The organism is Streptomyces sp. NPDC002994 (assembly GCF_040611155.1).
Lineage (GTDB): Bacteria > Actinomycetota > Actinomycetes > Streptomycetales > Streptomycetaceae > Streptomyces.
This window is the reverse complement of record NZ_JBEXNQ010000008.1, coordinates 1-11,891: the sequence shown is the minus strand read 5'-3', so window position 1 is coordinate 11,891 and position 11,891 is coordinate 1. Positions and strand designations below refer to the sequence as shown.

At 70.2% G+C, this 11,891-nt stretch carries 14 protein-coding genes; 7 read left to right on the top strand and 7 right to left on the bottom strand.

Translation table 11 applies throughout. From position 1 onward, the window contains the following. Window positions 1-117: 117 nt before the first annotated feature. Window positions 118-1,383 (bottom strand): cytochrome P450, encoded by a 1,266-nt coding sequence (locus tag ABZX79_RS12315; RefSeq protein WP_355255676.1) that lies wholly within the window; start codon window positions 1,381-1,383, stop codon window positions 118-120. Between the two features lie 142 nt (window positions 1,384-1,525). Here ABZX79_RS12315 and ABZX79_RS12310 point away from each other — a divergent pair, with 142 nt between their 5' ends. From ABZX79_RS12310 to ABZX79_RS12300, 3 genes are all read left to right on the top strand, one after another. Beyond that, window positions 1,526-2,032 (top strand): hypothetical protein, encoded by a 507-nt coding sequence (locus ABZX79_RS12310; protein WP_355254969.1) that lies wholly within the window; start codon window positions 1,526-1,528, stop codon window positions 2,030-2,032. Between the two features lie 226 nt (window positions 2,033-2,258). Beyond that, window positions 2,259-2,639 carry a tyrosinase family oxidase copper chaperone gene (locus tag ABZX79_RS12305; RefSeq protein WP_355255673.1) on the top strand — a complete coding sequence of 127 codons (381 nt, stop codon included), beginning with the start codon at window positions 2,259-2,261 and terminating at the stop codon, window positions 2,637-2,639. Between the two features lie 20 nt (window positions 2,640-2,659). Beyond that, on the top strand, window positions 2,660-3,520 hold the full coding sequence (locus tag ABZX79_RS12300) for a tyrosinase family protein (RefSeq protein WP_355255670.1): 861 nt from the start codon (window positions 2,660-2,662) through the stop codon (window positions 3,518-3,520). A gap of 65 nt (window positions 3,521-3,585) precedes the next feature. On the opposite strand, the gene ABZX79_RS12295 is transcribed toward ABZX79_RS12300, so the two are convergent. From ABZX79_RS12295 to ABZX79_RS12280, 4 genes are all read right to left on the bottom strand, one after another. Then, window positions 3,586-3,849 (bottom strand): chaplin, encoded by a 264-nt coding sequence (locus ABZX79_RS12295; protein WP_355254966.1) that lies wholly within the window; start codon window positions 3,847-3,849, stop codon window positions 3,586-3,588. Window positions 3,850-4,078: 229 nt separating this feature from the next. Next, complete coding sequence (locus ABZX79_RS12290) at window positions 4,079-4,297, bottom strand: hypothetical protein (protein ID WP_355254963.1); 219 nt, start codon at window positions 4,295-4,297, stop codon at window positions 4,079-4,081. A gap of 9 nt (window positions 4,298-4,306) precedes the next feature. Continuing rightward, window positions 4,307-5,293, bottom strand: a complete 987-nt coding sequence (locus ABZX79_RS12285; RefSeq protein WP_355254960.1) for a sigma-70 family RNA polymerase sigma factor — start codon at window positions 5,291-5,293, stop codon at window positions 4,307-4,309. 61 nt (window positions 5,294-5,354) lie between these two features. Further along, complete coding sequence (locus ABZX79_RS12280) at window positions 5,355-6,665, bottom strand: MFS transporter (RefSeq protein ID WP_355254957.1); 1,311 nt, start codon at window positions 6,663-6,665, stop codon at window positions 5,355-5,357. Between the two features lie 62 nt (window positions 6,666-6,727). Here ABZX79_RS12280 and ABZX79_RS12275 point away from each other — a divergent pair, with 62 nt between their 5' ends. After that, the gene (locus tag ABZX79_RS12275) at window positions 6,728-7,681 is read left to right on the top strand and encodes a LysR family transcriptional regulator (RefSeq protein ID WP_355254954.1); all 954 of its coding nucleotides are present in this window, start codon (window positions 6,728-6,730) and stop codon (window positions 7,679-7,681) included. 15 nt (window positions 7,682-7,696) lie between these two features. Here the strand turns inward: ABZX79_RS12275 and ABZX79_RS12270 are convergent, their stop codons facing one another. Next, a complete protein-coding gene (locus ABZX79_RS12270; RefSeq protein WP_355254951.1) occupies window positions 7,697-8,809 on the bottom strand; it encodes an ionic transporter y4hA in 1,113 nt (370 codons plus the stop codon). 79 nt (window positions 8,810-8,888) lie between these two features. Between ABZX79_RS12270 and ABZX79_RS12265 the strand changes: the two genes are divergently transcribed. Further along, entirely contained in the window at window positions 8,889-9,170 is a 282-nt protein-coding gene (locus ABZX79_RS12265) for a hypothetical protein (protein ID WP_355254948.1), read from the top strand. Window positions 9,171-9,208: 38 nt separating this feature from the next. Here the strand turns inward: ABZX79_RS12265 and ABZX79_RS12260 are convergent, their stop codons facing one another. Further along, window positions 9,209-9,988, bottom strand: coding sequence for an alpha/beta hydrolase (locus tag ABZX79_RS12260; RefSeq protein ID WP_355254945.1), 780 nt, complete (start codon window positions 9,986-9,988; stop codon window positions 9,209-9,211). 102 nt (window positions 9,989-10,090) lie between these two features. Between ABZX79_RS12260 and ABZX79_RS12255 the strand changes: the two genes are divergently transcribed. Beyond that, window positions 10,091-11,245 (top strand): adenosine deaminase, encoded by a 1,155-nt coding sequence (locus ABZX79_RS12255; RefSeq protein ID WP_355254942.1) that lies wholly within the window; start codon window positions 10,091-10,093, stop codon window positions 11,243-11,245. Window positions 11,246-11,370: 125 nt separating this feature from the next. Next, the gene (locus tag ABZX79_RS12250) at window positions 11,371-11,739 is read left to right on the top strand and encodes an ATP-binding protein (RefSeq protein ID WP_355254939.1); all 369 of its coding nucleotides are present in this window, start codon (window positions 11,371-11,373) and stop codon (window positions 11,737-11,739) included. Window positions 11,740-11,891 lie beyond the last annotated feature (152 nt).

The window sequence follows — 11,891 nt, the reverse complement described above, 5'->3', positions numbered from 1 at the left end:
TCTTACCGACGCGTCCGACAGTAGGCAGAAAGTCTTACTAATGGGCTGTCCGCATGCTTGTCAGTAGGCCATTGGCGATACGGGCCCCCTCGAACTCGGCCACTCGGGTGAAATTCCTCAGGACAGGTCGAAGGCGAAACGCAGGGCGCGCACCCGGTTGTCGAAATTCGAGTCGACAAGTTCCGGAATCCCCACCGCCCGCAGATCCCGCGGCCGGGTCAGCAGCTCGTGGAACAGGGCCTTCATCTCCTGCCGGGCCAGATGTGACCCCAGACAGTAATGCGGCCCGCCACCGCCGTACCCCAGATGCGGATTCGGGTCGCGGGTGATGTCGAAGACATCGGGATTCGTGAACACCGCTTCGTCGCGATTGGCCGAAGCGTAAAAGAGCACCACCTTCTCGCCCGGACGGAACTCCCGTCCGCCCAGGGAGCATTCAGCAATGACCGTCCGGCGGAACTGGATGATCGGCGTCGAGTGGCGGACGATCTCGTCCACCGCCCCGTCGGCGTACCGGTCGAAGTCGGACACCAACAGGGCGCGCTGCTCCGGGTGTTCGGTCAGCAGTGCCAGCCCGTGGGCGATTGCGTTTCGGGTGGTTTCCACCCCGGCGACAAGCAGCAGCGAGAAGAAGGCGCCGAGCTGACGGGAGGAGAGCGACTGGCCGTCGATATCCGCACGTACCAGCGCCGAAATGAGGTCGTCCGTGGGCCGGCGGCGGCGCTCACGGGCGAGTTTCGCCATGACGAGCTGCATATGGGCCAGGGCCCGCAGACCGCGCCCCGGCACCCGCAGCCTGGCCCGCAGGCCACGCTTCACGCCGACATTCTCGGACGCGTGGTTCACGCGGTCGGCGATCTCCGGGCGGTAGCGTTCCGGGATGCCCATCAGGTTGCAGATGACCTCGAACGGCATACGGGAAGCCACCGACGGGACGAAGTCGCCCGGCCGCCGGTCGATCATCTCGTCCACCACCCGCCTCGCGACCGCGCGGATGTCCTCCTCCGCGGCGGCGAGCAGGCGCGGCGTGAAGGCGCGGGAGACGATCCTGCGCATCGTGGCGTGCTCGGAACCATCCATGTTGACCATGGAGTTCCCGAAGACGGCCTTCGCCCAGGCGGCCGGCTCCGGAGTGGTGACGCCCGGAGCGCTTGCGAACTGCCGCGGCTGCCGGCTCGCCTCCATCACGTCCGCGTGCTTCACCAGTGCGTAAAAGCTCTTGCCCGGACTCTCCCCGAACCGCACCGGGGCGTCGAGCCCGCGCAGCAGCGCGAAGGCCTTCAGCCGTTCGGAGCGCGGCAGTTGCCAGAACACCGGATCGGCGAGATCGGCGTTGTGCGCCCGCAGCATGTGCTGCGTGGACGCCTGCGTCGGGATGTTCATACCCACACCCTTCAGAAGCTCGGGCGGCCGTTTTGGCCCGAGTCGGTTGCTGCGGACGGGGGAACTATGCACTGGTTCGGGCGTTTGGCTCGTTCTTGCAGAGCAACAGCGTGTCTGCGAATCAGAGGGGACGTACGTACCAATGAGTTTGACCATCCGAGGCTCCGTCACGGCGGCATTCCTGGCATGCATGGCGACCGCGGCGGCGGCCTCTCCCGCCGCCGCCGGCACGTCGGCGCCTGTCGACCTGCCGCTGGAGCACCTGGAGCGGGTCCTGCCGGTCGAGGCCCCCGAACTGCGCACCGGAGTGCCGGTGCCCGTGGCCGGCGTACCCGACGGGCCGCGTTACGTCACCGGCCGGCTCCTGCCGGAGAAGACGCTGCCCGCGGTGCCGTTCACGGCAGAGCTGCCGGAGACGGAGGTCGAACTGCCGGTGAAGGATCCGTTGGGGGAGGGCAACCTGGGTGCGCTGCGCGCCGTCTCCGAGGCCTCCGACCTGACGCTGAAGGCGCCGGGCGCCACTGTGGGGGCGCCGCTGTCGGCGCCCCGCGAGCACCTCTCGGGGCTGCCCGAGCCGGTGCTGCCGCAGCTCGGGCTGGTCTCGCCGATTCTGCAGGGCACGCCGGCCGCCGCCCTGCTCATGGACTGAGGCCGCGCATCCGGTGGCCGGCGTCCCTCACGGGCGCCGGCCGCCCGCCCACGAGAACTGTTTCGCCGGCGGGTCGTTGTCAAAACCGAGGCACGCGCACATCGCAAGAGTGGACCGACGCGAAGGGCAAGGGGTATTCGGCATGGGCCTGATCACGCGCAGGAGCGCAGCGACCGTGCGAGGGGATTCCCTGACCCGCCGCATTCTGCTGCGCGGAGTCTTCGCGATGGGCGTGATCGCGGGCACCGCGGGGGCGCTCGCCCCGATCCTCACCAAGAGGCCGGGAGGCACGGCAGGACCGGCGCTGGAGCGGTTCGCCGAGACGTACCGCGGCCGGTACATCCAGGGGACCGCCAGGGTCACGATGCCCGCGAGGGCGGCCGGCCGCGTACGGGCCGTCGGTGACGCCATGACCGTCGCCGCCGTACGGGACGCCGAGGTACGCATCGACGGCCGGCCGCTGCACGTCATGCGGCGCGCCGACGGCAGCTACCTGAGCCTGGTGAACCACTACGAGTCGTTCCCCACGCTGCTCGACGCGGCACGCGCGGCGGTGGACGAGCTGGGTGACGCCCAGCTGTCGGCATCCCCCCTGCACAGTCTCTGAAGAGGGGAGGGCCAACAGTGGTGTACACCCGGAAGAACCAACGCGACCTCACCCGTACGGAGAAGAAGCGTCTGGTCAGTGCGCTCCTGGAGCTGAAGCGCTCGGGGCGGTACGACGAGTTCGTGACCCTGCACGGTCAGCACTACGTCACCGACGACGAGCCCGGGCCACGCGTCAGCCATATGACGCCCTCCTTCTTCCCGTGGCACCGCCGCTATCTCCTGGAGTTCGAACGCGCCTTGCAAGCCGTCGATCCGGGGGTGTCGGTTCCGTACTGGGACTGGACGAAGGACAACACTCCCGCCGCGTCGCTGTGGGCGGAGGATTTCCTCGGGGGCAACGGCCGGGCCGGCGACCAGAAGGTCATGACGGGACCGTTCGCCCACGCCACCGGCAACTGGAACATCCGCGCACGGGTCGGCGACGGCGCCTACCTCACCCGCAACTTCGGCCGGCCCTCCGCCCCCGTCTCCCTGCCCACCAGGCAGGACGTGGCGAAGGCGCTGAGCGACCCGCTCTACGACGCCGCGCCGTGGAACTCCACCACGACCAGGGGCTTCCGGAACAAGATCGAGGGGTGGGGGCGGGGTGGCACGGCCACGACGTTCAACCACAACCGGGTCCACCGCTGGGTCGGCGGTGCGATGCTGGGCGCCACCTCGCCCAACGACCCGGTCTTCTGGCTCCACCACGCCTTCATGGACCTGCTCTGGGACCGCTGGCAGCGGGCGCATCCCCGCTCCGGCTATCTGCCGCGCAAGAAGCTGACCGGGTCCGATCCGCAGCGCGGGCGGGTCTTCAGCCTCGACGAACCGATGCCGCCGTGGAACGTGGCGCCCGCGCAACTCCTCGACCACAGCCGCATCTACCGCTACGCCTAGCACCGGACACACCACTGCGGCCTCCCCATACCTGAAGGGGAGGCCGCAGTGGCGTGAGGCGGGGATCAGTGACCGTAGGCGCCGTGGCCCGAGACGTTCGCACAGGTGTTGCCGAACGCCGGGTTGAGCGCGGCGATGATGTTCACGGTGTTGCCGCAGAGGTTGACCGGGATGTGGATGGGCACCTGGATGGCGTTGCCCGAGATGACACCGGGGTTCCCGACGGTCTCACCATGCGCTCCGGCGTTGGCGGTGGCCACGCCGGCCCCGCCGGCCAGGATGGCACCGGTGCCGGCGATGACGGCAGCTGCCTTCGCGATATGCGACATCAGTTCTCCTTGCGAGATGAAGAGGTCGACCGCAGGGCTTGCGGCCTTCACCTTCCTTCAACGCGGCAATAGGAGGGCAGTAACGGATCGAAAGGAAAATCGTCGGAATGCGGGTGGTACGAAGTGATTTCGCCCGGCGCCCCGCATGATAAACGGAAAGGTATTCGGTCGTAGAAATGGAAGGGTGCAACAAGGTTCCGAATTGAATCCCGGAAGCCCTTGGCCGGTCTCAGCCCGCCGTCTTGAGGACGCAGAGGACGACGGTCCCGTCCTCGTGATCCTCCGGCGTCGGGCACCCCGCGTCCGATGTCGGCGGGGACGGTGGCGACGGGTCCTGCGGCGACACCCGGCCGGCTGGGCTGATTTCCCGCGGCTCGTCCAGCAGCACCGTCAGCCCGTACCCCGTCATCGCGAGCACCGCCCAGGCGATCACGAGAACCTTGCGCACTTCCCGCTCCTACTCCTTTTCCAGGCGGGCCGGCAGATCGAAGAGCGGGAACCAGCGCTTCGTGTCCAGGAAGGACGTGATCCCGCTGACCTTGCCCTCCACGATCTCGATCACCATGAGCGCCCACGGCTCGAAGCTGCCGTCGCCCGACTGGCTCGGGTGGTAGTGGGCGAAGGCCGGCGTGCCGTTGGCCACGACCGGGACCAGCTTCGAGCCCCGGCAGACCTCGCCGACGCCCAGCATCCAGCCGACGATGTCGTCGTGTCCCCGCAACCACAGGTCGTACGGCGGCATGGACAGCGTGGCGTCCTCGTGGAGCAGCGCCGTGAGGGCGGTCATGTCGTACCCCTCGAAGGCCGCGACGTACCGCTCCAGCAGCTTCTGCTGCTCCTCGTCCAGCGGATTCGCGGTGTCCGTCTCCTGCGAGCCGTGCTCGGCGATCGTCGCGCGGGCCCGCTGGAGCGCGCTGTTCACCGAAGCGACCGTCGTCTCCAGCAGCTCCGCGACCTCGCTCGCCTTCCAGGCCAGCACCTCGCGCAGGATCAGCACCGCCCGCTGCTTCGGCGGCAGATGCTGGAGCGCGGCGACGAACGCGAGCCGCACGCTCTCCCGCGCCACGGCGGTCTCCGCCGGGTCGGCCACCGAAGGCAGCACCCGCCCGTCCGGCACCGGCTCCAGCCAGGTGACCTCGGGGCGGGAGTTGAGCGCGGCCTGCGCCACCGGGGTCGCGGCGGTCAGATCCATCGGGCGGGCCCTGCGGTTTCCCGCGTTGAGCATGTCGAGGCATACGTTCGTCGCGATGCGGTACAGCCACGAGCGCAGCGACGACCGGCCCTCGAACTTGTCGAAATTCCGCCAGGCCCGGACCATCGTGTCCTGCACGGCGTCGTCCGCCTCGAAGGCCGATCCCAGCATCCGGTAGCAGTACCCGGTCAGCTCGGTCCGGTGCTTCTCCAGCCGGGAGTCCAGGTCCTGCGTCGTCACGACATCACTCATCGGGTCCACCCCACTCGCCATTGGCACCAGCACTTCGGAAGTTACCGGACGCCACTGACATTCAGGGGCGGGCTGCGAAAACCGGCCGCGAAACGGGTCGCGGAACGTGCCGGCGCTGTTCGACCCTGGCGACCCGGGTGCCGTACAGCGTGATCGATACGACCCCGAGCACCGCGACCAGCCCGAGGAGTACGGTCCCCGCCCAGCCGCCGGCGTGGAAGGCCACCGCGCCGAGCGTGCCGCCGACGCTGCTGCCCAGGTAGTAGGCCGACTGGTAGAGCGCGGATGCCTGCGCCCGGCCGGTCTTCGCCGTACGGCTCACCGAGGACGACGCCACCGCGTGCCCCGCGAAGAACCCGGCGGTGATCAGCACCAGGCCCGCCAGCACGGCGGCCAGCGCGTCGGCCACCGACAGCAGCAGACCGGCCGCGGTCGTCGAGACCGCCAGGTACAGCGCACCTCGGCGGCCCAGGCGGGCGACCAGCTTTCCGGCCGCCGCGGAGGAGACCGTACCGACGAGATACACCAGGAACACGGACCCGATGACGCCCTGCGGGAGGCTGAAGGGGGCCTCGACCAGCCGGTAGCCGATCACCGTGTAAACCGCGCCGAAGACCGTCATGAAGAGCGCGCCGATCGCGTACAGACGCAGCAGCAGCGGGTCGGCCAGGTGACCGCGGACCGTCTTCGCCAGCGCCCGCGGGTTCAGCGAACCGGGCGTGAAGTTGCGGGCCTTCGGCAGCATCAGCCAGAACACCACCACGCACACCACGGACATCAGGCCGACGGCGGCCAGCGCCGCGCGCCAGTCCCACAGCTGGGCCGCCCAGCCGGTGACGATGCGGCCGCTCATCCCGCCGATGGAGTTGCCCGCCACGAACAGTCCGATCGCCCCGACCAGTGCCTTCGGCCGTACCTCCTCCGCGAGAAAGGCCATCGCGGAGGCCGGCACACCGGCCAGCGCGGCGCCCTGCACCGCGCGCAGCGCCACCAGCCACTCCAGCGAGGGCGCGAACGGCACGAGCAGGCCGACCGCGACCGCGACCACCAGCGAGACCGTCATCATCCGGCTGCGCCCGAAGCGCTCCGAGAGCGCGCTCATCGGCAGTACGAACAGGGCCAGCGCACCCGTGGCCGCCGAGACGGTCCAGCTGGCGGCGCTCGCGCTCGCGCCGAAGTCGGCGGAGATCAGCGGCAGCAGCGCCTGGGTGGAGTAGAGGAGGGCGAACGTCGCGACCCCGGCGGCGAAGAGCGCGAAGCTCATCCGGCGGTAGCCGGGGGAGGAGGGGGCGAGACGGGAGTCGGTGTCAACGTCAACAACGGCGTCGGCGTCCACATGGGTGGTGGACGCCTTGGTACTGGCAGGAGGCATGCATCGAACGTAAACACCGCAGCTTCATGCGTCCAATGCACAAACACACGATAATCAATCCCATGCTGCATAACCCGAGCTCACGGCCCCGCCTGTCACCCAGCAGTTACGAAGAAGACATCCAGCAGGTACTCGCGCCGCGCCTCGCGCACTTCGCGGCGGTCGCCCGCCACGAGCACGTCACGCGCGCGGCCCACGAGTTGGGCGTCCCGCAGTCGACGCTTTCGCGCGCGATGGTCAGGCTGGAGGAGGACCTGGGCGTCGCCCTGTTCGCCCGCAAGGGCCGCACGGTCGCCCTCACTCCCGCCGGCCGCACCTTCCTCACCACCGTCGAGCGCGCACTGGCGGAGGTCGAACGGGCGGCGGAATCGGTACGGGCCGACGCCGACCCCTCGACCGGCAAGGTCGCCTTCGGCTTCCTGCACACCATGGGTTCGGAGACCGTCCCCGGCTTGATCCGCGCCTTCCGCGCGGACCACCCGCGGGTCCGCTTCCAGCTCGTCCAGAACTACGGCGAGGCCATGATCGAACGGCTGCGCGCCGGAGACCTCGACCTCTGCCTGACCTCCCCCGTCCCCGACGCCCCCGACCTGGTCGCCCGCCGCATCGACGAGCAGCGGCTGCGCCTGGTCGTCCCGGACGACCACCGCCTGGCCACCCGGAAGCGCGTGCGTCTCGCGGAGGCGGCCGACGAGGCGTTCGTCACCCTCGAACCCGGCTACGGGCTGCGTCGTATCACCGACGACCTGTGCGCCGAGGCGGGCTTCAAGCCGCGCGTCGCGTTCGAGGGCGAGGAGGCGGAGACGCTGCGCGGCCTGGTGGCGGCGGGTCTCGGCGTCGCCCTGTTGCCGCCCCCGGCGGTGGCCCGCCCCGGCGTCAGGGAACTGACGGTGACGGCCCCGCGCGCTGTACGGGAGATCGGAGTCGCGTGGCTGGACGGCCACCCGGACACACCGCCGGTGGCGGCCTTCAAGCGCTTCCTGCTGTCGCGCAGGGGCCACTTGCTCCCGGAGTGAGGGGGGTGGGCCGCGTCACGGACTGACGGCGAGCACCATGTACGCCGCCAACAGCGCCAGATGTACGCCGCCCTGGAGAGGCGTCGCGCGTCCCGGCACGATGGTCAGCGTGCCGACGGCCACGGTGAGCGCCAGCAGCACCATGTGCGAGGCGCCGAGCCCCAGCAGCAGCGGCCCTTCCAGCCAGACGGTGGCGATCGCGACCGCCGGAATGGTCAGCCCGATGCTCGCCATGGCTGATCCGAGCGCCAGGTTCAGGCTGGTCTGCACCCGGTCGCGCCGGGCGGCCCGTACGGCGGCGATCGACTCGGGCAGCAGCACGAGCAGGGCGATCACGACCCCGACGACGGAGGCCGGCAGACCGGCCGCCGCGACTCCCTCCTCGATCGTCGGAGAGACACCCTTCGCCAGCCCGACCACCGCGACGAGCGACACGGCGAGCAGCCCGAGGGAGATGAGCGCGACCCGCCGCGCCGGGGGATCGGCGTGCTCCTCCACGTCGATCACCTTCCCCTGGGTGGTCACGGGCAGGAAGTAGTCCCGGTGCCGCCAGGTCTGCGTCATCACGAACAGCCCGTAGAGCAGCACGGACGCGAGCGCCGCGAAGGTGAGCTGGGCCGGGCTGAACTCGGGGCCGGGAGCGCTGGTGGTGAACGTCGGCAGGGCCAGGCTCAGTCCCGCCAGCGTGGCGACGGTCGCGAACGCCGCGCCGGTGCCCTCGGCGTTGAACACCGCCACCTTCCGCTTCAGCGAGCCGACGAGGAGCGAGAGCCCGACGATGCCGTTGCACGTGATCATCACGGCGGCGAAGACGGTGTCCCGGGCCAGTGAGCTGTTCTTGTCGCCGCTCTCGCCGCCGGTGTCGGCCATGAGGGTCACGATCAGGGCGACCTCGATGATGGTCACGGCCACGGCGAGGACGAGCGAGCCGAACGGCTCGCCCACCCGGTGGGCGACCACCTCGGCGTGATGTACGGCGGCGAGCACCGCACCGGCCAGAAAGCAGGCCAGCAGCGCGACCACGGCTCCCGGCAGGTCGCGCCCCCAGGTGAGGACGAGCAGTACGACGGCCAGCACGGGCACGGCGGTCGGCCAGTGCGCGAGGCGGGCGCGGACCAGACGGATCATGCGTTTGACCCTGGCAGAGGGTCGCGCGGGGCGCGCGTCGTACGGGGCGGACGGTGGGGGACGGCGCTAGCGTCGAAGTATGCCGACTCCTGCTGCTCCGCAGCCGCCGCCGCCCGCCCGCTACACGGTCGCGATCAAGCCTCGGGCGGCGGATGCGGACGGTCATCCGGACCATGGGTCCACGCTGCGGACGGCGGTCGTGGAAGCGACTGGCGGTACCGGGGCGTCCGGGTACCCCCGCTACGAGGGCGACGGCGTCGCGGCCGACATCGATCCCCGCACGCGCGCGGTGGAAGCGATCACCCTCGACGGCGGGGAGCTCCCGTACGGCTGGGTAGCGGAAGCGACACCGGAGGGCTGAGCGCCGGCACCCCCCTGGTCCCGAGCAGCGGGGGTGCTTCAGCGGCGTAGTGCGTGGCCGAAGCCGGAGGCCAGCGGCATGCGCAAGCCCAGCGGCGGCGGTGCGGCCAGGGCGTCGGCCACCGGGCGGGCGTATCCGCGGCCGAACAGCGCGCCCAGGACGAAGTCGGCCGCGAGGGCCAGCACTTCCGGGCGGTGCTGGCGCAGTGAGTGGCCGTCGGAGTGGACCTCGAAGCGGCACGTGTCGCGGTTGACCTTCTTCGCCCGCTCCGCCAGCCGGTACGACAGCTCCGGATCGGTACGTTCGTCATTCGTGCCGTGCACGATCAGCACCTGGCGCCCGGCCAGCTGCTTCACCGGCTCCTCCGCCGCCGCGACATCGTCGTCCGGAAGCCACGGCGCGACCGCCAGCACCGAGTTCACGGCCGGGTGGTCCGCCGCGTGCAGCGCCGCCCGCCCGCCCATGTCGATCCCCGCGAGACACACCGGTACGTCCCCGTAGCGCCGTACGACCTCGTCCGCCGCCCACGTCGCATCCGCCGCGAGCCGCGCGTCCGAGCCGTTCCAGCCGCGGCCGCGGTAGCGGACCACGTGGGCGGCGAGCCCCTCCGCGCGCCCCGCCGCGGCCAGACTCCGCGCCAGCGGCCGCACACCGGCGTACGCCAGCGGCGACGGTCTGCGGGCCGACATCGGTTCACCGGCGGGGAGAAGCAGGACCACGCCGCAGACCGTGCGGTCACCGCCCCCGGCCACTCGGGCCGCTCCGACCGGCCGGCCCAATCGGGCGGCCCCGGAAACCGGGATTGCTTGCTGTGCCATGACAGAACAGTCTCAGAAGCCCAGATGTACTCCACCCGTCCGCACGGTCACTGTTACGTATCGACGGAGGCGATCTACGCGCGTAGGCGCTAGAGTGCGCAGATGACGAGCGAGACCCTTAACACGCCCACCGCGGACCAGATCCGCCGCGCCCCGAAGGTGCTGCTCCACGACCACCTCGACGGTGGTCTGCGGCCCGGCACGATCATCGATCTCGCCCGCGAGGCGGGTTACCAGGCCCTTCCCGAGACCGACGCCGACAAGCTCGGCATCTGGTTCCGCGAGGCCGCCGACTCCGGATCGCTGGAGCGATACCTGGAGACCTTCGCCCACACCTGCGCCGTCATGCAGACGCGTGACGCGCTCTTCCGCGTCGCCGCCGAGTGCGCCGAGGACCTCGCCGAGGACGGCGTCGTCTACGCCGAGGTCCGGTACGCCCCCGAGCAGCACCTGGAGAAGGGGCTGACGCTCGAAGAGGTCGTCGAGGCCGTCACCGACGGCTTCCGCGAGGGCGAGCGCCGCGCGAAGGCGAACGGCCACCGGATCCGCGTCGGCGCCCTGCTGACCGCGATGCGGCACGCCGCCCGCGCCCTGGAGATCGCCGAGCTCGCCAACCGCTACCGCGGCAACGGCGTCGTCGGCTTCGACATCGCCGGCGCCGAGGCGGGCTTCCCGCCCACCCGCCACCTCGACGCCTTCGAGTACCTCAAGCGCGAGAACAACCACTTCACGATCCACGCCGGTGAAGCCTTCGGGCTCCCCTCCATCTGGCAGGCGCTCCAGTGGTGCGGCGCCGACCGGCTCGGTCACGGCGTACGCATCATCGACGACATCGAGGTCGCGGAGGACGGCAGCGTCACGCTGGGCCGCCTCGCCGCGTACGTGCGCGACAAGCGCATCCCGCTGGAGATGTGCCCGACGTCCAACCTCCAGACGGGCGCGGCCGACTCGTACGCCGCACACCCCATCGGGCTGCTGCGCAAGCTGCACTTCCGCACCACGGTCAACACCGACAACCGGCTGATGAGCGGTACGAGCATGAGCCGCGAGTTCGAGCACCTGATCGACGCTTTCGGCTACACGCTCGACGACATGCAGTGGTTCACAGTCAATGCGATGAAATCAGCATTCATTCCTTTCGACGAACGCCTTGCCATGATCAATGACGTGATCAAGCCCGGATACGCCGAGTTGAAATCCGAATGGCTGTTCCGGCAGACCGCCGCGACCAGCGGTTCTTCCTCCGCACGAGGCTGAGCACACCGCACTGGAGGCGGCCGGGAACGTCAATTCCCGGCCGCCTTCGCGTGTTTGCGGCGGAGTCCGGGCGTGGCTAGCTTGCAGAGCCGCTCCCCATCCCCGTTTGCGAGGACGTTCTCTTCATGAAGCAGTCTGCTGCCAAGACCCTCGGTGCCGCCGCTCTCGGTGCCGCCTTCGCCGCTGCCGCCGCCGGCAGCGCCTCCGCGGCGCCGGCCCTGCCGGCCGTCCCCGACCTGACGGGCACGCTGAGCTCCGCCACCACGACGCTGCCCGTGCAGGACGTCGTCACCAAGCTCCCCGGCGGAGCTCCCGAGGCGCTGACCGGTGCGCAGGACGCGCTCACCGGGACTGCCACCACGCTGCCGACTACCCTCGGCGAGGCCACGTCCAAGGCCGCGCCGAGCGGCGAAAAGGGCGGGCAGCGCAGCGCCGACCCGGTCAAGGGCCTGCTCGGCGGGCTGCCGGCGGGCCTCCCCGGCCTCGGCGGCTGACGCACCACATGCGTAAGGGGCGCGCACCGGAATCGATTCCGGTGCGCGCCCCGTCGTGGTCTGTTAGTGGTTAGAGCAAATAAAAATCGGTGTGATGCCTGATTTAGGGTTGGAGGAAAAACCAAAGCCCCAAGAAAACAAGAGAAAGGAAT